Below are 19,570 nucleotides of genomic sequence, written 5' to 3'. Positions count from 1 at the left end.
GCTCGGTTGTCAAACGATCGTGAATGGCTTGGCAAAACGGTCGCGCCGCGGGCGGCGCTCTGCCTGCACGCGGCCCTTGGACTTCGCTCAGGGCGAACGGACTGGTGGTCGCCTCCGCTTCCGCCCTGACCTCTACCCCGATCCGTTCGGGCTGAGCGAAGTCGAAGCCTCGCTCTCACCGCGGGCGCCGCTCCGTCTGCACGCGGCCCTTCGACTTCGCTCAGGGTGAACGGGCTGGTGTTTGCTTCCGCTTCCGCCCTGATCTCTACCCCGATCCGTTCGGGCTGAGCGAAGTCGAAGCCTTGCTCTCACCGCGAGCGACGCTCTGTCTGCACGCAGCCCCTCGACTTCGCTCAGGGCGAACGGCTTGGGCACAGGAAGCCGGCCCGAAACGCCCTCTAGAAACTCACCTTCCCGCGGAAACCAATCGACCGCGGCCGCGCGAGCGTCACGCGGCTGCCCGCCTGATAGACCTGGTAATAGGTCGCTCGCGCAATGTCGGTCACGCGCACGCCATTGGCGAGATTGTTGCCGTACACGCCGAATTCGAACTGGCCGATGTTGTAAGTCACCGCCGCGCTCAGGTTATGCGTCTCGGGGATCACCGCAAAGCTCTGGTTCAACCCGTTGCGGGTCAGTGTGCCATTGGCGATGATCGTGCTGAACTCGTTGAAGTTCGTGGTCTGCGACGACTGATATTGATAGCCGGTCTGCACGTGCAGCGCGCCATTGCCGACCGGGCGATCGTAGAACAGCTGCAGATTGCCGGTCCAGCGCGGGTAATAGGGCGTGCGATCCCCGTCGAACGCGCCGACCGTCGGGATGTCGCCGTTCGCCGTCGAATCATTGTACGACCCGCTCGCCGACAGCGTGATCTCGGGCGTCGCCTTGATCATCGTCTCGAGCTCGACGCCCTTGCTGCTGATGCGGCCCTTGTTGTCGGTGAAGAAATACGAGCAATCGAGCCGGAGCCGCGTCTGCACGTCGCGCCAGTCGATGTAATAGGCGCTCGCATTGAGCGTCACGCGGCCGTCCGCGAACTTGGCCTTCTCGCCGATTGTGTAGTTCCACAATTTGTCCGGCCCGAAAGTCAGCGGCGCGGCGTCATAGCCATAGCCTGCGAGCTGCCGCGTGCATTGCTGCGCGATCGATCCGCCGCTCGCGGGGTAGCTCGGCGACAATGGCACCGGCTGGTTGCCGCCGCCGTAACGGAAGCCCTTGGCCGCCTCGGCATAGACCATGAAGTCCGGGCCAAAATGATAGGACACGTTCGCGCGCGGATTGACCCCGTTCGACTTGAGCGTGGCGTTGGTCGTCAGCGGCTTGTTGTCGATCACGCCGTAAGTGCCGCCCGAGAACAGGAAATAGCGTTCCTTGAAATTGAAGTAGCGCAGCCCCGCGGTCAGATCGAGCTTGTCGGTCGCGTGCCACGTGCCGTCGGCATACAGCGCGAACTGATGTTCGTTGGTGTTCTGAAGCCCGGAGTAGATGTCATTGGGCTGGAACGCGGCATCGACGAGCTGCGAGTCATACAGGCCGTTCGGCGTATTGAACGGGCCATAGTAGAAATTCTGGTAGGACGTCCGGTCGAACCCGGCGACCGGAATGTCCTGACGCAGATTGCGTTTCTGCTTTTCGTAGAATGCGCCGACCGTCCATGCCACCGGCCCACCCGGCTTCGACACGAGCCGGCCCTCGACCATATAGTCCTTCAGCTTCTGGTCGATCTGGTACAGTTCCGCGGGGATCTTGCGCGCGATGAACGAGTCATATTCGGTCGGTGCGCTGAACAGCGGATAGGTCGCGGTGCCGAACGGCGGGTTGCCCTCGAAGAAGTAGGCGATCTGCGGCTCGAGACTGGCGTCGAACCCGATTGCGCGGTCGGTATAGGCCCCCGTCACGATCAGATGCGCAAAGCCCGCGTCATAATCCGCCCCCAGTGTGTAGAGGCGGAAGCGGTCGTCGGTGCCTTCGGGTCCGTTGGTAAGGATCGTGTACGGCTCGAGCCCGTCGAACGCGGCATTCAACCCGTTGGCGATGCTGCGTTCGTAGGTGATCGACGCGTCCACCGTCAGCGACGCATCGGGCGTCCAGCGCAATGCGGCGCGGCCCTGGTAAGTGCTGTTGCGGTTGGCGTCCTCCTTCCGGCGTCGCCCGATATTGTCGATGAACCCGCCGTCGCGCCCGACATAAAAATTGGTGCGAAGCGCGAGCGTATCCGTCACCAGCGGCACGTTGAGCATGCCGCGGAAGTTGAAGCCGGGCTCGCCGTGTTCGGTGGTCACCACGCCCGCTTCGGCGGTGCCGAACGCCTGCGTCAGGTTGGGCTTGGCGGTCACGAAGCGGATCGTCCCCGCCATCGATCCCGCGCCGAACAGCGTGCCCTGCGGCCCACGCAGGATCTCGACGCGCTCGAGATCATAGACCTTGAGGTCGGGCGTCTGGCCCTGCACCGAGATCGGCGTATCGTCGAGATAGACCGCGACGAGCGACCGATCCGACGTGTCCGAGGTACGATACGGTCCGGTCGCGAGGCCACGCATGTTGAACTTGTTGAACCCCGGCGCGCCTTCGGTGATCGACAGCGAGGGGGTGAACTTGGCGAGATCGGACAGATTGCCTTGGCCCGACTTGGTCACCTGGTCGACGTTGACGACCGACACCGCGATCGGCACGTTCTGCAACGATTGCGCGCCCGCGCGATTGGCGGTGACGACGATGTCGGTCAGTTCGGTCGATGGCGCGGGTTCGGCCGGTGGCGCGGACTGTGCCTGTGCGGCCAATGGCGCGAACACGGCGACGAGCGCCGCCGATGCGGCCCAACGCGCGGCGAGACTGCTAAAGCGCGGAAGTGGTGTCATGGTGCCCCCCAAGTGTCATGCGGACGGGCCGCTCAGGTCCATCCGCCGCGTGTTCGCCTTGCGGATCGTGGCCCGGGTTGCCCGTCGCGGTCATCATGCCCCTGCACGGATGACCTATCCAGTAATGCGATCCCCATATGCATTTTTGGCATGAGATCGAGAGGATTTTTCGTTTTTGTCAGCATTCTGGGAAGGGGGAAACCGGGGCGACTACGGGTGCTTTCCGCAACGCAGACAAATTTCGTTACAATCCGTCGACATGCGGCGTCCGATGGCGCAAGCACCCGCGCGGCATACGGACGTGGGGTCCGCAGCCGAAGGGACGCGTTCACGATGATTCGCCGCGAGTTCGTGCGGTTGCCGGTTGCCCGTTGGGCTATATCGGTCGGGTTGCTGGTGGCGCTCGGCGGATGCTCGGCGCTCGGCCATGGGTTTCTCGCCGCGGCGGGGCCGGTGGCGACGCACGAGCGCCAGCTGTTCCTGATCGTCTCCGCGATCCTGGTGTTCGTCGCGGGGCCGGTGCTGCTGCTGACGCCGCTGTTCGCGTGGCATTACCGGTTGGGCAATGCCGACGACGCCTATCGCCCGAACTGGAACTTCTCCTGGTGGGTCGAGGCACTGATCTGGATCCCGCCGATCGCGATCGTGGTCGTCCTCGCGGTGCTGCTGTGGACGTGGACCCACATCGACGATCCGTATCGCAAGCTGCCCGGCGCCGCGCCGATCGAGGTCCAGGCGATCGCGCTCGATTGGAAATGGCTGTTCATCTACCCCGACGAGGGCATCGCCACGGTCAACCAGCTCGCCATGCCGGTCGGCCGTCCCGTCCATATCCGGCTGACCAGCGCGACGGTGATGCAGTCGATGCTGATCCCGCGGCTTGCCGGGCAGATCTATGCGATGGGGGGGATGACCACCGAGCTCAATCTCGCCGCATCCCGCCCGGGCCAGTATTTCGGCAAGAACACGCAATATAACGGGGCCGGGTTCGCGCGCGAGCGGTTCACCGTGCTGGCGCTTCCGGGCGCAGACTATCAGGCGTGGCTCGGCCGCGCGCATGCCGCGCCGCGGATGCTCGACCAGACGACGTGGGCGCAGGTCGCGACGCGTTCGGTTGCCCCGCAGCCGGTGTTCTTCGGCACGGTCCAGCCCGGCCTGTTCGCACAGGTGATCGCAAAAACGAGTGGCCCGGGCTCCGCAGGAACGATGCACGGCATGCCGATGAAGGCGAAGGACGCACGATGAACACCCCGGTCTGGCCGCTGCTGCTCGGCCGCTTCGAATGGCGCGACTTGCCGTTCGTCCGCGCGATCATGAACCCCAGCGCAAGCGAACTGGTCGGCGCGTTTGCGGGCGGGCTGGTGGTGGTCGGCGCGATCGTCGTTGCGCTGCTGCTGACCCGTTACGGCAAGTGGCGCTATCTGTGGAGCGAGTGGCTGACCAGCCTCGATCACAAGAAGATCGGGATCATGTATATCGCGCTCGCCTTCGTGATGCTGTCGCGCGCGCTGGTCGAGGCGGTGCTGATGCGCGGGCAACAGGCGGTCGCGATCAACAATCCGGGGTTCCTCACCCCCGACCATTTCGGCGAGCTGTTCAGCACGCACGGGTCGATCATGATCTTCTTCATGGCGATGCCGTTCCTGACCGGCCTCATCAACTTCGTCATGCCGCTCCAGATCGGCGCGCGCGACATGGCGTTTCCCTGGGCGAACTCGGTCGCCTTCTGGCTTACCGCGGGGGGCGCTGGACTGATGATGGCGTCGCTGGTCGTCGGGCAATTCTCGACCGGCGGGTGGACGGGCTATCCGCCCTTCACCGAAATCGCGTTCAGTCCCGACGTCGGGCCGGATTACTGGATCTGGGCGGTGTCGCTCGGGTCGATCGGATCGACCATGGCGGGGATCAACATCGCCTGCACGCTCTACAAGCAACGCGCGCCGGGGATGGCGTTCATGGCGATGCCGTTGTTCTGCTGGACCAGCCTGTGCACGTCGATCCTGATGATCTTCGCGATGCCGCCGTTGACCGTGGCGACGGCGCTGCTCGCGCTCGATCGGTATCTCGGGTTCCACATGTTCACCAACGATCTCGGCGGGAACATGATGAACTACGCCAACCTGTTCTGGCTGTTCGGCCATCCCGAGGTCTACATCCTGATTCTCCCCGCGTTCGGGGTCTATTCCGAGGTCGTGTCGACCTTCTCGACCAAGGAACTCTACGGCTACACCTCGCTCGTGCTCGCGACGATGGTGATCGCGGTGCTGAGCTTTACCGTGTGGGTCCACCATTTCTTCACCATGGGGCAAAGCGCCAATCTGAACGCGGTGTTCGGGATCGCGACGATGACGATCGGAGTGCCCACGGGGGTCAAGATCTACGACTGGATCTGGACCATGTTCCGCGGCGAAGTGCGCTTCACCGTGCCGATGCTCTATGCGCTCGCGTTCATGATGACCTTCGTGCTGGGCGGGTTCACCGGGATCCTGCTGGCGATGCCGCCGCTCGATTATCTGGTGCACAACACGCTGTTCCTGGTCGCGCATTTCCACAACATGCTGATCCCGGGGCTGCTCTACGGGATGATCGCGGGCTATCATTACTGGTTCCCCAAGGCGTTCGGCTTCCGGCTCGACGAGAAATGGGGGCGGATCGCCTTCACCTGCTGGGTGGTCGGCTTCTACCTCGCGTTCATGCCGCTCTACGTGCTGGGCGCGAGCGGGATGGCGCGGCGGACGCACGAGATCTTCGATCCCGCGTTCCGCCCGTGGCTCTACGTTGCGATGGCGGGGGCAGGGGTGCTGTTCTGCGCGCTGGGGTCGCTGTTCGTGCAGCTCGTCGTCAGCATCCGCAACCGCGAAGCGCTGCGCGTCTTCGCGGGCGATCCGTGGGACGGGCGAACGCTCGAATGGTCGATCGCATCGCCGCCGCCCGAGTATAATTTCGCGGTCGTCCCCAATGTCGACGGACGCGACATCTTCTACCGGCGCAAGCACGCCGAGCAGCAGGCGCCACCCTATGCGGAGCCCTACGCTTACGAAGACATCGTGATGCCGCGCAACAGCGCGAGCGGGGTCGCGATCGGCGTGTTCGCGGCGGTGTCGGCGTTCGGGCTGATCTGGCACATGTGGTGGCTCGGGGTCGCGGGCGGTGTAGTGGTGATCGCGGCGCTGGTGACGCGCAGCTTCGGGCGCGATCAGCACCGTATCCTGCTGGCGGCGGACGTCGCACGGGAGGACCGCCGCTGGCGCGCAGCGCTGGCGGAAGCGCAGGCGATCCCGCGCCAGCGTGAGATGACGACTGCCAATCAGGGGCTGGCGGAACGATGAGCAAGACAGCGACCGAGATCGAACAACCGAACGCAGAACAGGACGATACCGCGTTGTTCGGCTTCTGGATTTTCCTGATGAGCGACGCGGTGATCTTCGCGTTGCTGTTCGCGACCTATGGCACGATGACGCAGGCGACCGCGGGCGGGCCGACCGCGGCGGCGGAGTTCAAGCTGCTGCCGGCATTCATCGAGACGCTGCTGCTGCTGACCAGCAGCGCGACGTTCGGGCGCGCATCGGTCGCGATGAAATATGACGAGCCGCGCCGCGTGCTGTTCTTCTGGTTGTTCGTGACGCTGGGGCTGGGGCTGGTCTTCCTCGGGTTCGAGGCAAAGGACTTTGCGGACATGGTCGCGGACGGTGCCTATCCGAGCCGCAGCGGGTTCCTGTCCGCCTTCTTCGCGCTCGTGCCGCTGCACGGCCTGCACGTCGTCGCGGGGTGTTTCTGGCTGATCGTGATGATCGTGCAGGTCCGCGTGATCGGGCTCGACCGGCGCGTGAAGCTCAACCTGTTGCGGCTGGGGCTGTTCTGGCATTTCCTCGACGTGGTGTGGATCGCCATTTTCTCGGTCGTCTATCTGGGCGGACACATCGCATGAAGAACGGGACCGAACGCCGCTGCGAGTTGCGGACCTATGCGGTGGGCTATCTGCTCGCGCTTGCGCTGACCGGCGCGGCGTTCGCGGCGGTGGTGTGGCCGTCCTTCGCGGCCGGGACGACGCTGGCGATCGTGCTGGGGCTCGCGCTGGTTCAGGCAATCGTGCATTTCCGCTGCTTCCTGCACATCACGATGCAGCGCGCGTCGCGGCATGACCTGCAGCTGATTTTGTTCTCGACGCTGATCATCGTGATGATGGTGGGCGGCACGCTGGTGCTGCTGATGAATTTGCGGGGGCGGATGATGTAGCGGGGGCTTCTGTCCCCCCGCTCCCCCAAATTCCGCTTCCCCGGCGAAGGCCGGGGCCCAGTCGCGAAGGTCGAAATAACTTCGCGCAGCGTTCGACAATCCACGTTCCGCGACTGGGCCCCGGCCTTCGCCGGGGAAGTGGCTTGTAAAAAGGAAGCGCATCGGAAGTGGAATCGCGCTTTTCGCGGCGCCAGAATTACGAAAGGACAGGGGCCAGCGGGCCAAGGGAGCGTACCGGCCGGCCCCTGTCGCAACGTCGGCACCCTGAGGGGGGGTAGGTGCCGACGATCTCTGGTCCCGGCGCCAGACCCGTAGGTCCGGCGTCGGGTTTCGGTGGTCTTAGCGGAACAGCGAGGTGATGCTCTGCGGCGCCTGGTTGGCGATCGAGAGAGCCTGCACGCCCAGCTGCTGCTTGACCTGCAACGCCTGCAGATTGGCCGATTCCTTCGACAGATCCGCATCGACGAGGTTGCCGATACCGCTCGTGATCACGTCCGACAGGCTGCTGACGAAGCTTGCCTGGCCGTCGATCTTGCGCGACGCCGAGCCCAGCGTGCTGAGGCTTGCGTTGATCGTCGTCGAAACGTCCTTCAACGTGTCGATCATCGTCTTGGCCGATGCCGCGTCCGTGAACGTGGAACCGATGGCGTCGATGACGTCCGTGTCGAAGTCCTGGTTGGCGACATCCAGCGTTGCTGCGGTGGTATCGGTGGACTGGAGTGCGCTGACGCTACCGCCGCTGCCCTGGAGCAGGTTGGTGCCGTTGAAGCTCGACGAGTCGATGATCGACTGGATCTGCTCCTTCAGTGCGTCGAAATCCTTGCCCATCGCATCGCGGCTGTTGGTGTCGAGGCCCGCGTCCGACGCCGACGTGGCCTTGGCGGCCATCTGGTTGACGAGGTCGGAGATCTGCTGCGTTCCCGCAACCGCCACGTCGACCGTGCTCTTTGCGCGGCTCAGCGAAGACCCGACCGATGCGAGCTTGCCGACGTCGCCGCGCAGCGTCTGCGCGATGGTGTAGGAAGCCGAATCGTCCTTGGTCGAGGAGACCTTGAGGCCGGTGCTGATGCGCTTCTGAGTCGTCGCCAGTTCGTTGGTCGTCATGCTCAGGTTCTGGAGCGCGGTAAGGGCGGCGGTATTGGTGTTGACCGACATTGCCATGATAACATTCCTTCTCAAAAGACGGCTGCTTCTGCAGCCGATGCGCCGCGACAAGCGGGGCATGCGTCCTTTTTAGAAAGCGGTTGGGGCCGCGGTTTCACGCACCGGGCTTTTTGATGGTTAAGCGGCGTGGACGAACCTTTTGATGAAGGCCCGATCGAGCAGCTAGGCAAAAAATTCCGGGTCGGCACCGCGCGCGCCGCCCGGCGTCTATGATGGCCCAAGGATGTGCGGAAGGAACGGTCGTGGCGCTCAAGATCTGGTTGCGGGAAGGGGAGAAGGTCGTCGTCAACGGCGCGGTCTTGGTTGCGCTCGGGCGGACGCGGCTCGCGGTCGAGAACCATGCCGCGGTCCTGCGCGAGCGCGAGATCATGACGCCCGAGCAAGCCAACACCCCCGCGCGGCGGCTCTATTTTGCGGCGATGATGGCGTATATCGATGAACCGGCGCGCGATCGCTATCAGGATCAGGTCGTCCTGCTGGTCCACGCGCTGCTCAGCGCGATCCAGTCGGAGACCGCCAAGGCGATGGTCGTCAGCTTCGCACGGCACATCGCGGCGGGCGAATTCTACCGCGCGCTCGCCGACTGCCGCGAACTGATCGCCTATGAAACCGCCGCGCTCGAACGCGGGCAGGGCGAGGGCGCGCAGGCGGAAGCATCGCTGCATTGATTCCGCAAAAATGTGCGCCCCCGCGACCGGAGGTTTGCCCGCCGTCTATCATGGGAAGTGACCCAGAAGGGTCCTGACCCGGAGTGACGATCCATGGCGGCGGATGTCTCCAATAGCCTTGCCGGCCTGAGCCTGCTGACGCGAACCAACGCGTTCGACACCTATGGCGTGAGCGTGGGCGGCGCTGCCACCGAGACCACCGCGCAACGCACCGCCCGCGCCCAGTTCAAGACCCCCGCGACGACGGCCCCCTGGACGCAAACGCGCACCCCGTCGCCTTCGGTCGCGGCGGTGCAGGCGATGAAGACGATCGTCGACACGCGGTCCGCCTCTGGCACGTTGCCGCGTGACGTCCAGACCGACTTCACCACCTACAAGGCGCTCGACCGGTTGCGCGTGCTGGCGCAGGCGGCGGCGAGCAGCAGCGCAAATGAAGCGCAGCGCAAGAGCTTGCAGCAAAGCTTCGAGCGCGGATTGAAAGACCTGCGCGGCTACCTCGGCACGACGCTGGGCGATCAGTTGCAACTTGCGTTCGATCAGCCGCACACCCGCGCCGAAAGCATCGCGATCGGTGGCCCAAAGGTCATTCCGGCGATCGTCGGCAAGGGTGTGGTGGCCGACCGGTACGCCACGGTGCCCGGCGTCGGCGGGGCGGAACGGCTGCGGATCACGCTGTCGCAGCGCGAAACGAGCGACGTGGTCGACATCGACCTGGCACAGACCCCGCAGCCCCCGACGCTCGACGGCATCGCCACCGCGATCACCACCGCGATAGCGGCGATCCCGGCGCGCGATGCCGCCGGCGCGATCCAATATACCGCCGACGGGGCAGTGATCCCGCGCTGGGACGTCAAGGTTCGCGTCACCAAGACCGGCGACGCCTGGGGCCTGACGATCGACCGGACCGGCAACGAACGGATCACGATCGACCAACCCGGCGCACCCGCGACGGTGGTCGCCGCCGCCGACGTGACGGGGACGACGTCCGCGACCAGAGTGCAGATGCTGCGGTTCGACACCCCCGACGGGACGATCGAGCAGCGGCTCGACGGCACGATCGCGGCGACCGACCGGCTGGCGACCGCGACCGCCGCGTTGCGACCCCAGCCGACGATCAAGCCCACCCCCGGCAAACCCCGCGTGACACCGCCACCCCCGCCACCCGTGACGGCCGAAACGACGGTCAGTGCGCTGGTGGTCGATCCGCAAGGCGTCAGTTACGTCCTCGGGACGACGCAGGGCGATCTTGGCGGCGTGCTTTCCAACGGCAACCCGATGCTGTTCCTGTCCAAGCGCGACAGCGCGGGGACCGTGCTGTGGCAGCGCAGTTTGGGGACGCCGGGAACGTCGACCGGGTCCGCACTCGCGCTGGCGCCCGGCGGCGGCGTGGTGATTGCGGGGACGGTGTCCGACGGCGCAGACCCCATCGCCAACGGCAGCGCAATGGTCGTCGCGCGCTTTGCGGGCAATGGCGACGAACAGATGCTGCAGCGGATCCGGACCTCGAGCTTCGACAGCGCAACCGCGGTGGCGGTGGCCGACGACGGGACAATCTTCCTCGGCGGGAGGGCTTCGACCGGGGGCGGGGATGCGTATCTCGCGCGGCTCGATGCAAAGGGGCAGGTCACCGACCAGCAGGTGCTCGACACCGGTGGCGACGACCGTGTCAGCGCGCTGGCGTTCGGCCGCGACGGACAGGTCCTCGCGCTGTTGCAACAGGGTACAACGAGTGTCTTGCAACGCTATGATTCCAATGACCTTTATCCAGCATCGGGGAGCGTCTCGCTCGGCACCGCACAGGCTCGCGCACTGGCGGTGGCGGCAGACGGTACAATCGCAATCGGTGGCGCGACGCTGGGGGCGGTGGCGGGCGATCAGGTCAATGCAACCGGTGGCGCGCGCGACGGGTTCGTCACGCGGATCAGCGCCGATTTCACCAGCGTCGCAACGACCTATCTGGCGACGGCGGGGGACGACCAGATCGACAGCGTCGGCTTCCTCGGCGATGCGCTCTACGTCGGCGGGCGGACGAGCGGGACGTTGGGCACCGCCAAGCGGGGCGCGGTCGACGGCTTCGTCGGGCGGATCGATCCGACGACCGGCGCGATCGAGACGGTCGAACAGTTCGGCACCAGCGGTGCGCGAACCGGCACGGTGCGGATCGCTGCGGTGGCGGGCGGGGACACGATCCTTGAGGCGCTCGGGCTCAATCGCGGCGTGGTGACCCCCGACGTATCCGCGAACCTGGTGTCGCAGACGAGCGTCCGCGTCGGCGACAGCGTCTCGATCCGGATCAACCGCGGGGCCGCGATCAAGCTGACGATCGGCCCGAACGACACGGTCGCGTCGCTTGCCAGCCGCGTCGGACTGCTCACCGGCGGAAAGGCAAGCGTCGCGAGCACGATCAAGGGCGACGGCCGCGCGTTCCAGATCACCGCGCGCGGCGGCGCGACGATCGAACTGATCGCGGGGCCGCCGGGACAGGACGTGCTGGCGAAGATCGGGATCGATCCGCAGATCCTGTCGCAGCCGCCGGTGCGCGCGGCGCGTGCCCCAAAGGTGTCGCCGGGTGGGCAATTCGGGCTTGGCCTTTCCGCCGGCCTCTCGTTGGCGTCCGCGCAGGACGCGGGGATCGCGCTCAACGCGGTCAAGCAGGCGATGTCGATCACCCAGACCGGCTATCGCTCGCTCTACTGGGATTCGACCAAGGCTGCGCTGGCCAACGGCGGATCGGCCAAGGGCAGCAAGGCGGCGGTCACGCGGGCGTCTGCACAAGCCGCAAGCTATCAGGCGGCGCTTGACCGGATCCAGAGCAGCGCGGTCGTAACCACGCGCAAACCGGACCTTACGTTGACGGTGTTCGGCCTGAACGGGTGACGTCGGGGGCCATCGGTTTGCTCCCGGCAACCCGTTGATCTGCAATCGTTCGGGTCAAGTCGGGCCGAAACCCCAATTAGGCGATGCAGAGCACGCCGATGCCGTGTTAGAGGCGCTTCCATGACTATGAAGCGCCGCACAGAATCTTCCCTTACTCGCATGGTATCCGGGCTGACCCGCTATGCCGTGGCGAGTGCCTGTCTTGCCCCGTTCCCGGTATTCGCCCAGACTCCACCGCCGGTATCGTTGCTCCCGCCGACGATGCAGGCGCCGGTCGTCCCCACCGCGCCGCCGCAGACGGTACAGCCGCTGATCGCGCCGGAAATCATCTTGCCGACGCTGAGCGCGAGCCAGTCCAAGCAACTTGCCGAGCTGATCCGCAAGGACGTGGTCGCGCAGGGGTTGAGCGACACGCCGGGCACGGTGCCGCGCGATAACGACGGGCTGATCCGCGCGGCGCTCGATCATGCGCGCGCGGTCCATTCGGGGCGGCTTGCCGAGGGCGACTTCCAGCGCGACTGGGCGATGCGCCCCGTCGCCTATGATCCGCTTCCTGCGCTCCGTAGCGCGATCGTCAACGACCGGCTGAGCGCATGGGTCGCCGCCTTGCCGCCGCCCTATGCGGGGTATGACACGCTGGTCGAAGGGCTCGCCCGCTATCGCGCGATCGAGGAAGACGGCGGTTGGTCGCAACTCGCCGGAACGGACGTGACCTTCGGCAGCAGCGGCGCGCGCGTCGTCGCGCTGCGCAAGCGGCTCGCGGCAGAAGACTCGACGGTCAAGGCGAGCGGCGACAAGTTCGACACGAGCCTGGTCGAGGCACTGCGCCGCGCCCAGCGCCGCTATGGCCTCAACCCGACGGGCACGCTGGGCGCGCAGACGCTGGCGGCGCTCAACGTCCCCGTCGATGCGCGCATTCGCCAGATCAAGGCGAACATGGAACGCTGGCGCTGGTTGCCGCCGACGCTCGAGCAGAACCGCGTGCAGGTCAACATCGCCGCCGCCGTGCTGACGCTGTTCGACGGTGACGCGCCGGTCATGTCGATGAAGGCGGTCACCGGCCGTCCGGGCGACGAGACCCCGATGCTGGTGTCGCAGATCCACAGCATCGTGCTCAATCCGCCATGGAACGTGCCTTCGACGATCGCGGGCAAGGAATTGTGGCCGAAGGAGAAGGCGCATCCGGGCTATCTCGCGCGCAACGGTTTCCGCGTGATCGACAATGGCGACGGCAGCAAGCGGTTGCAGCAGTCGTCCGAACGCAGCGCGCTCGGCCGGTACAAGTTCGATTTCGCCAATCCGTTCGCCGTCTATCTGCACGACACACCCGCGCAGGCGGGGTTCGCGCGGTTCGACCGCCTCGCGAGCCACGGCTGCGTGCGGCTCGAAAAGCCGGGCGCGCTTGCCAAGCAGTTGATGAGCAACACGCCCGAATGGTCGGCGCAGACGATCGACGATACGGTGACGGCGGGCAAGACCGTCCGCGCGAAGCTTGCGGCACCAGTTGCGGTGTATCTGCTGTACTGGACCGCGTTTGCGAACCAGAACGGGCAGGTCAGCTTCCGCGACGATCCGTACAAGTGGGACGGGACGCTCGCGAGCAAGATCGAGGCACGGTCCGCCCGGCAGACGCAAACGCTCGCCGCGCGCTGAGCAGGAGAACATCGAATGAACCGCAAATTTGCCTTTGCCGTTGCAGCGACGCTGCTGACCCTCAACCTTGGCGCCTGCTCGGGCGGAGATGACGAAGCCGTCTATACCGACAACGGATCGGACAACGCCGAGATCGTCGCACCCGAGCCTGCCACGCCGACGCCCGAGCCGGCACCACCGCCCGTAGAGCCGACCGAGACGGCGAACACGGCAATGATCGACGACACCCCGCCGCCGGCCCCGACCGCGCCCGATGAGCAGATGATGGATGACGCGTCCGCCACCGGAATGACCGCACGCAGCGTGCGCAAGGACGCCGGGGCGGATCCGACGACGGCGGCGGACCCGGTCGAAAACAAGTAACGCCGGTTGGAGCGATGGACCGACCGGTCATGACGGTCGTGCTGCGGGACGGCGCGCGACCTTTGCACGGCTTGAACCGTTGAGACGACGGACGGCTGGAGACTATCATGGACGTTGAGCGCTTCGACGACGGCGGGGCTGCCGCGTGATCGAACATGTTGCGATCATCGGCGGGGGCTTTTCGGGCTCGCTCGCCGCGATCAACCTGGTGCGGCATGATGGTCCGCGCGCGACGCTGGTCGATCGTCAGGCGGATGCCGGGATCGGGCTCGCGTATGGCGCGGCGCATCCGACGCATCTGCTCAACGTGCGCGCGTCGAACATGAGCGCTTTCCCAGACGATCCCACGCATTTCGTGCGCTGGCTCGAGACGCAGGGTCACGCCGCGACCGGGCACACGTTCGTGCCCCGGCTTGTGTACGGCACCTATCTCCGCAGCGTGCTCGATCGCGTCGCGGCTGAGCATCCCGACCGGCTCCAGATCGTTCAGGGCGAGGCGATCGACGTCATCCACGGGGCGGCGGTTCGCGTCGTCCTGCGCGACGGTGCGCAGATCAAGGCTGATGCCGCGATCCTGGCGGTCGGCAATTTACCGCCGCCCACCCCGGGCGGGCTCGACCTCGATGGGCTTCCGCCTGGGCGATATGCGGGCAATTGCTGGGATGCGGCGGCAACCGATGGGCTGGGCCCCGACGATACCGTGTTCATCCTCGGCACCGGATTGACGATGGTCGACGTGGTGCTGCTGCTCGATGCGAAGGGGTTTGCCGGACGGATCGTCGCATTGTCGCGGCGCGGATTGCTGCCGCACGCCCACGCCGCGCCGGGCGCGCCGTTCGTGCCGATCAAGGAACGTTCCGCGCCGATCCTGTCGGAACGCGTGCGCGCATTGCGGGCGCGCGGCGCGGAGATCGGCTGGCGCGGCGCGATCGACGAGCTACGTCCGTTCACGCAGGACATCTGGCGTGCCGCGAGCGCTGAGGAGCGCTCACGCTTCATCCGCCATGCGCGACCGTGGTGGGACATCCACCGCCATCGGCTCGCGCCCGATGTCGCCAGCCGGATCGATGCGCTGCGCGACGCCGGGCGGCTTGAGCTGATCGCGGGCAAGGTCGCCCGGGTCGAGCCGACTTCGGACGGTTTGTCGGTCGGTTTCAGGCCACGTGGTGCCAGCGAGGAGCAACGGATCGAGGTCCAGCGGATCATCAACTGCACCGGCCCGCAAGGCGACCTGCGCCGCACCAGCGAACCCGTCCTCAACCGCCTGACGATGCGCGGTGCGATCCGCCCGGATGCGGCGGGGCTCGGCATCGACGTGGACGATCAGATGCGGGTGGTCGCGGACGATGGCGCCCCCAACGACCGGCTGTTCGCGCTCGGCCCGATGACGCGCGGCGCGTTCTGGGAAATCGTCGCGGTGCCCGATATCCGCACGCAGGCCTGGACGCTTGCCCGACGGCTTTCCAACGCGCATTGGGTCGCGGAAGGCCTCTAGCGATTTCCCGAATTCCAAGAAATGCTTGGTTTGCGGCAAGCAGGTGTTTGCCGACGCAACTGTTCCCGCGCGTCATGGAGGCGGGGAGAGCCCGACAGGAACTGGAGACGGCGTGACCGACCTCGCTTTGCTTTACGAACATCCCGCGTGGTTCACGCCGCTGTTTGCCGCGCTCGACCGGCGCGGTGTCGATTACGCCGCGCTGCGTCCCGATGGGCATTACGATCCGGCGGACCGCCAGCCCCCCGCGAAGGTCGTCTTCAACCGCATCGCAATGTCGAGCTTTCTGCGCAGCGACGAGCATCCGATCTTCCACGGCATTGCCTTGCTCGACCACTGGCGGCGGGCCGGCGCACGGATCGTCAACGGTCCGGAAGTCCTAGCGATCGACTCGTCCAAGGCGCGGCAATTGTCGCTGATTGCGGGGCTTGGGCTCGCGATCCCCGCGACGCGCGTCGTCCACCGGGCGGCCGACGTCAAAGCGGCGGCGGCGACGCTCGCGTTCCCGCTGGTCGTGAAGGCCAACATCGGTGGATCGGGCGCTGGGATCGTTCGCTACGATTCGATGGACGAACTGCGCGCCGCGGTTGCGGACAAGACCTTGCCGACGAGCGTCGACGGCGTGTTGCTGGTCCAGGATTACGTCCCCGCGCGGAACGGCACGGTCACGCGGATCGAAACGCTCGACCGTGCCTATCTGTACGCGCTCGACATCGCGGGCGGCGGGACGTTCGACCTGTGCCCGGCGGATGCGTGCCAGGTTCCAGGCGCACCGATCCCGATGGTGTCGGCCGAGCCCGCGCCCGAACTCCGTGCCGCCGCAGAGGCGATCGCGGCGGCGGCGGGGCTGGACGTCGGCGGGGTCGAGGTGATGATCGACGATCGCGATGGCGTGCCCCGTTTCTACGACATCAACGCACTCTCCAATTTCGTCGCCAAGCCGCTCGACGTGCTCGGCTGGGAGCCGCACGACCGGCTGGTCGACTATCTCCTGACCGTGATCGAGGACGCTCGCTGATGCGCTATGGCTATTGGACTCCCGTCTTCGGCGGCTGGTTGCGCAACGTGGCGGACGAGGGGATGGAGGCGAGCTGGGACTATACGAAGCGTCTGACCCAGCGCGCGGAGCAGATCGGCTACGATCTGACGCTGATCGCCGAGCTCAACCTCAACGACATCAAGGGCGTCGAACAGCCCGCGCTGGATGCCTGGTCGACCGCCGCCGCGCTAGCCGCGGTGACCGAGACGATCGAGCTGATGGTCGCGGTGCGCCCCAACTTCCACCACCCCGCGCTGTTCGCCAAGGCCGCCGCCAATATCGACCGGATCGCGGGCGGGCGGCTCGCGCTCAACGTCGTGTCGTCGTGGTGGGCGGACGAGGCGAAGCAATATGGGCTGCAGTTCGACGAGCATGACGACCGCTATGCCCGCACCGCCGAGTGGCTGACGGTGGTCGACGGGTTGTGGACCGAGGAGCGGTTCAGCTTCGCCGGGCAATTCTACCGCACCGAGAACGCGATTTGCGCGCCCAAGCCCGCCAAGCGCCCCACCGTCTATGCCGGGGGCGAAAGCGAGAAGGCCAAGACGCTGATCGCGGCGCAATGCGACGCCTATGTCATGCACGGCGACCCGGTCGACGCGATCGCACCCAAGATCGCCGACATGGCCGCGCGTCGCCAGGCGGCCGGAGGAGCGCCGATGCAATACGGCATGGCCGCTTATGCGATCGTCCGCGACAGCGAGGCAGAGGCGCAGCGCGAGCTCGAGCGGATCACCACGGTCACCGATCTGCCCGCGGGATACGCCAATTTCGACCAATGGCTGTCGGGCACGCAGTTGGAGCGCGATCTCAAGATCCAGGAATATTCTGTGTCCAACCGGGGACTTCGCCCACATCTGGTCGGCACGCCCGAGCAATTGCGGCAACGCATCGCGGATTACGAAGGCGTCGGGCTCGATTTGCTACTGCTCCAGATGAGCCCACAGGCCGAGGAAATGGAACGGTTCGCAGCCCAAGTGATCGGTACCGCGTGATCGACCTGATCGACATTGCGAAGCGGTTTGACGGGAATGGCGCGCCTGCGCTCGACGGCGTGTCGCTGTCGGTTGCGCGTGGGGAAGTGTTCGGGGTCATCGGCCCGTCGGGCGCGGGCAAGTCGACGCTGATCCGGCTGATCAATGCGCTGGAACGGCCGACGAGCGGGCGCGTCGAGATCGAGGGAGTCGACGTCACTGGCCTGGCCCCCGGGGGCTTGCGCACGCTGCGGCGGCGGATCGGGATGATCTTCCAGAATTTCGGGCTCCTCTCGTCGCGCACCGTCGCGCAGAATGTCGCTTTCCCGCTCAAGCTGGCGGGGATCGGAGCGACGGATCGGCAGGCGCGGGTCGCGACGCTGCTCGACCGCGTCGGCCTGACCGACCATGCCGCCAAATATCCGGCCCAGCTGTCGGGCGGGCAGAAGCAACGCGTCGGCATCGCGCGCGCGCTCGCGACCGGTCCCGACATCCTGTTGTGCGACGAGGCGACCAGCGCGCTCGACCCCGAAGCGACCCGGAGCGTGCTCGCGCTGCTGCGCCAGCTCAATCAGGAACTGGGGCTGACGATCGTGCTGATCACGCACGAAATGGACGTCGTTCGTGCGGTCTGCGACCGGGTCGCAGTGCTGGAACGCGGGCAGGTGGTGGAAACCGGGACGGTCGACGCGGTGTTCGCCGACGCCCGGCACCCGGCGACGCGCCGGATGCTCGCGGGGCTCGAGGCATGAACGGCTGGTTTTCCAACGTGAACTGGGCGGATATCGCCGCGGCCACCGGCGACACGCTCGTCATGCTCGCGGCGTCGCTCGCGCTGACGATCGTGCTCGGGCTACCGCTCGGCGTGCTGCTGTACGCGACGGGCAAGCGGCAGATCGGCGAGAACCGCGTGTTCCATGTCGTCTTAGGCGTGATCATCAACGTGTTGCGATCGGTGCCGTTCATCATCCTGCTGATCGTCATGATCCCGCTGACCGTCGCGCTGGTCGGGACGTCGCTCGGCGTGGTCGGTGCGATCCTGCCGCTGGTGGTCGGGGCAGCACCCTTCTACGCCCGCCTTGTCGAAGGCGCATTGCGCGAAGTCGACCGCACGACGATCGAAGCGACGCAGGCGATGGGCGCAACCCCGCTCCAGATCGTGACCGGCACGCTCATCCCCGAGGCGCTCCCCGGCCTCATCTCCGGCGCGACCGTGACCGCGGTGGCGCTGGTATCCTTCACCGCGATGGCGGGCGTAGTCGGGGCAGGGGGGCTCGGCGACCTTGCGATCCGCTTCGGCTATCAACGCTTCCAGACCGACGTGATGATCGTTACGGTTGCGTTACTCGTGCTGCTCGTACAGGCGATCCAGTTCGCCGGCGACCGGCTTGCTGCCGCCTTCACGCGCCGCTGAACTTCAGGACACCCAAGATGAACCGACGCCTGCTGCTTGCCGCCTTGCCGATCCTTGCGATCGCCGCCTGTTCGCGCGGTGGCGCGCCGTCGAACGGCAATACGCTGACCGTCGCGGCGACCGCGGTGCCGCACGCCGAGATCCTGGAGTCGGTCAAACCGGCGCTCGCCAAGCAGGGCATCGACCTGCAGATCCGCGTCTTCAACGATTACGTGCAGCCCAATCTGCAAGTCGACCAGAAGCAGATCGACGTGAACTACTTCGAGACCAAGCCGTATCTCGACTCGTTCAACGCGGCGCGGGGGACGCATCTCGTGCCTTATGCCGGGATCCACGTCGAACCGCTCGGCGGCTATTCGCGCAAATGGAAGACGATCGCCGCGCTGCCGGCGGGTGCGACCGTCGCGATCCCGAACGAACCGAGCAATGGCGGGCGGGCGCTTCTGCTGTTGCAGAAGGCCGGGCTGATCCGCCTGAAGAACCCCGCCGACCCGCTCGCGACGCTCGGCGACATCGCGAGCAACCCGCGCAAGCTGCAGTTCAAGGAACTCGAGGCCGCGACCTTGCCGCGGGTGCTCGATCAGGTCGATCTGGCGATGATCAACACCAATTACGCGCTGGATGCGAAGCTCAACCCGGTCCGTGACGCGCTGGTGATCGAGGACGCGAAGTCGCCCTATGTCAACTTCGTCGTTGGCCGCAGCGGTGAGGAGAAGGATCCGCGCGTGGTCAAGCTGATCGCCGCGCTCCAGAGCCCGGCGACGCGCGCATTTATCGAGACGCACTACAAGGGGGCGGTGCTGCCCGCGTTCTGAGGGCTGTCCCT

16 protein-coding genes are annotated in these 19,570 nt (G+C 66.2%); 14 read left to right on the top strand and 2 right to left on the bottom strand.

Translation table 11 applies throughout. The features are described from left to right. Positions 1 to 398: 398 nt before the first annotated feature. Positions 399 to 2,861: a TonB-dependent receptor gene (locus AC3WJR_RS09000; RefSeq protein ID WP_492724330.1), complete on the bottom strand. Its 2,463-nt coding sequence runs from the start codon at positions 2,859 to 2,861 to the stop codon at positions 399 to 401. Between the two features lie 333 nt (positions 2,862 to 3,194). Between AC3WJR_RS09000 and AC3WJR_RS08995 the strand changes: the two genes are divergently transcribed. From AC3WJR_RS08995 to AC3WJR_RS08980, 4 genes are read left to right on the top strand one after another with little or no spacing between them, the layout of a single operon-like run. Further along, positions 3,195 to 4,106 (top strand): cytochrome ubiquinol oxidase subunit II, encoded by a 912-nt coding sequence (locus tag AC3WJR_RS08995; RefSeq protein ID WP_492724328.1) that lies wholly within the window; start codon positions 3,195 to 3,197, stop codon positions 4,104 to 4,106. Further along, the gene (locus AC3WJR_RS08990) at positions 4,103 to 6,190 is read left to right on the top strand and encodes a cbb3-type cytochrome c oxidase subunit I (protein ID WP_492724325.1); all 2,088 of its coding nucleotides are present in this window, start codon (positions 4,103 to 4,105) and stop codon (positions 6,188 to 6,190) included. Before AC3WJR_RS08995 ends, AC3WJR_RS08990 begins: the two co-directional genes overlap by 4 nt. After that, positions 6,187 to 6,789 carry a cytochrome c oxidase subunit 3 gene (locus AC3WJR_RS08985; protein WP_492724323.1) on the top strand — a complete coding sequence of 201 codons (603 nt, stop codon included), beginning with the start codon at positions 6,187 to 6,189 and terminating at the stop codon, positions 6,787 to 6,789. The genes AC3WJR_RS08990 and AC3WJR_RS08985 overlap by 4 nt, the downstream gene beginning before the upstream one ends. Next, a complete protein-coding gene (locus AC3WJR_RS08980) occupies positions 6,786 to 7,097 on the top strand; it encodes a cytochrome o ubiquinol oxidase subunit IV (RefSeq protein ID WP_492724321.1) in 312 nt (103 codons plus the stop codon). The genes AC3WJR_RS08985 and AC3WJR_RS08980 overlap by 4 nt, the downstream gene beginning before the upstream one ends. A 339-nt stretch (positions 7,098 to 7,436) precedes the next feature. Here AC3WJR_RS08980 and AC3WJR_RS08975 read toward each other — a convergent pair whose 3' ends face one another. After that, positions 7,437 to 8,258: a flagellin gene (locus AC3WJR_RS08975; protein ID WP_354284522.1), complete on the bottom strand. Its 822-nt coding sequence runs from the start codon at positions 8,256 to 8,258 to the stop codon at positions 7,437 to 7,439. 245 nt (positions 8,259 to 8,503) lie between these two features. Between AC3WJR_RS08975 and AC3WJR_RS08970 the strand changes: the two genes are divergently transcribed. The 10 genes from AC3WJR_RS08970 to AC3WJR_RS08925 all read left to right on the top strand — a co-directional run bounded on the left by AC3WJR_RS08970 (position 8,504) and on the right by AC3WJR_RS08925 (position 19,559). Beyond that, the gene (locus AC3WJR_RS08970) at positions 8,504 to 8,929 is read left to right on the top strand and encodes a flagellar biosynthesis repressor FlbT (RefSeq protein WP_492724319.1); all 426 of its coding nucleotides are present in this window, start codon (positions 8,504 to 8,506) and stop codon (positions 8,927 to 8,929) included. Between the two features lie 93 nt (positions 8,930 to 9,022). Then, positions 9,023 to 11,806, top strand: a complete 2,784-nt coding sequence (locus AC3WJR_RS08965; protein WP_492724317.1) for an autotransporter outer membrane beta-barrel domain-containing protein — start codon at positions 9,023 to 9,025, stop codon at positions 11,804 to 11,806. Between the two features lie 159 nt (positions 11,807 to 11,965). Next, entirely contained in the window at positions 11,966 to 13,459 is a 1,494-nt protein-coding gene (locus AC3WJR_RS08960; RefSeq protein WP_492724315.1) for a L,D-transpeptidase family protein, read from the top strand. A gap of 15 nt (positions 13,460 to 13,474) precedes the next feature. Further along, positions 13,475 to 13,822, top strand: coding sequence for a hypothetical protein (locus tag AC3WJR_RS08955; RefSeq protein WP_492724313.1), 348 nt, complete (start codon positions 13,475 to 13,477; stop codon positions 13,820 to 13,822). A 145-nt stretch (positions 13,823 to 13,967) separates the two neighbouring features. Further along, positions 13,968 to 15,317 carry an FAD/NAD(P)-binding protein gene (locus tag AC3WJR_RS08950; RefSeq protein WP_492724311.1) on the top strand — a complete coding sequence of 450 codons (1,350 nt, stop codon included), beginning with the start codon at positions 13,968 to 13,970 and terminating at the stop codon, positions 15,315 to 15,317. 112 nt (positions 15,318 to 15,429) lie between these two features. Beyond that, on the top strand, positions 15,430 to 16,335 hold the full coding sequence (locus AC3WJR_RS08945) for an ATP-grasp domain-containing protein (protein WP_492724307.1): 906 nt from the start codon (positions 15,430 to 15,432) through the stop codon (positions 16,333 to 16,335). Beyond that, positions 16,335 to 17,351 (top strand): LLM class flavin-dependent oxidoreductase, encoded by a 1,017-nt coding sequence (locus AC3WJR_RS08940; RefSeq protein ID WP_492724304.1) that lies wholly within the window; start codon positions 16,335 to 16,337, stop codon positions 17,349 to 17,351. Before AC3WJR_RS08945 ends, AC3WJR_RS08940 begins: the two co-directional genes overlap by 1 nt. After that, entirely contained in the window at positions 17,348 to 18,082 is a 735-nt protein-coding gene (locus AC3WJR_RS08935; protein ID WP_492724299.1) for a methionine ABC transporter ATP-binding protein, read from the top strand. Before AC3WJR_RS08940 ends, AC3WJR_RS08935 begins: the two co-directional genes overlap by 4 nt. Continuing rightward, positions 18,079 to 18,744 carry a methionine ABC transporter permease gene (locus tag AC3WJR_RS08930; RefSeq protein WP_492724296.1) on the top strand — a complete coding sequence of 222 codons (666 nt, stop codon included), beginning with the start codon at positions 18,079 to 18,081 and terminating at the stop codon, positions 18,742 to 18,744. The genes AC3WJR_RS08935 and AC3WJR_RS08930 overlap by 4 nt, the downstream gene beginning before the upstream one ends. A 17-nt stretch (positions 18,745 to 18,761) precedes the next feature. Then, complete coding sequence (locus tag AC3WJR_RS08925; RefSeq protein ID WP_354284542.1) at positions 18,762 to 19,559, top strand: MetQ/NlpA family ABC transporter substrate-binding protein; 798 nt, start codon at positions 18,762 to 18,764, stop codon at positions 19,557 to 19,559. Positions 19,560 to 19,570: the final 11 nt, after the last annotated feature.

It is taken from the genome of Sphingomonas sp. FW306-05-A, assembly GCF_058782275.1.
This window is presented reverse-complemented; position numbering and strand designations above follow the sequence as displayed.

Excerpts from the sequence above, each read along its gene's own strand:
- AC3WJR_RS08930 (WP_492724296.1), top strand. The coding sequence starts at position 18,079 with ATGAACGGCTGGTTTTCCAACGTGAACTGGGCGGATATCGCCGCGGCC.
- AC3WJR_RS08940 (WP_492724304.1), top strand. The coding sequence starts at position 16,335 with ATGCGCTATGGCTATTGGACTCCCGTCTTCGGCGGCTGGTTGCGCAAC.
- AC3WJR_RS08980 (WP_492724321.1), top strand. The coding sequence starts at position 6,786 with ATGAAGAACGGGACCGAACGCCGCTGCGAGTTGCGGACCTATGCGGTG.
- AC3WJR_RS08990 (WP_492724325.1), top strand. The coding sequence starts at position 4,103 with ATGAACACCCCGGTCTGGCCGCTGCTGCTCGGCCGCTTCGAATGGCGC.
- AC3WJR_RS08995 (WP_492724328.1), top strand. The coding sequence starts at position 3,195 with ATGATTCGCCGCGAGTTCGTGCGGTTGCCGGTTGCCCGTTGGGCTATA.
- AC3WJR_RS08955 (WP_492724313.1), top strand. The coding sequence starts at position 13,475 with ATGAACCGCAAATTTGCCTTTGCCGTTGCAGCGACGCTGCTGACCCTC.
- AC3WJR_RS08960 (WP_492724315.1), top strand. The coding sequence starts at position 11,966 with ATGGTATCCGGGCTGACCCGCTATGCCGTGGCGAGTGCCTGTCTTGCC.
- AC3WJR_RS09000 (WP_492724330.1), bottom strand. The coding sequence starts at position 2,861 with ATGACACCACTTCCGCGCTTTAGCAGTCTCGCCGCGCGTTGGGCCGCA.
- AC3WJR_RS08985 (WP_492724323.1), top strand. The coding sequence starts at position 6,187 with ATGAGCAAGACAGCGACCGAGATCGAACAACCGAACGCAGAACAGGAC.
- AC3WJR_RS08925 (WP_354284542.1), top strand. The coding sequence starts at position 18,762 with ATGAACCGACGCCTGCTGCTTGCCGCCTTGCCGATCCTTGCGATCGCC.
- AC3WJR_RS08975 (WP_354284522.1), bottom strand. The coding sequence starts at position 8,258 with ATGGCAATGTCGGTCAACACCAATACCGCCGCCCTTACCGCGCTCCAG.
- AC3WJR_RS08965 (WP_492724317.1), top strand. The coding sequence starts at position 9,023 with ATGGCGGCGGATGTCTCCAATAGCCTTGCCGGCCTGAGCCTGCTGACG.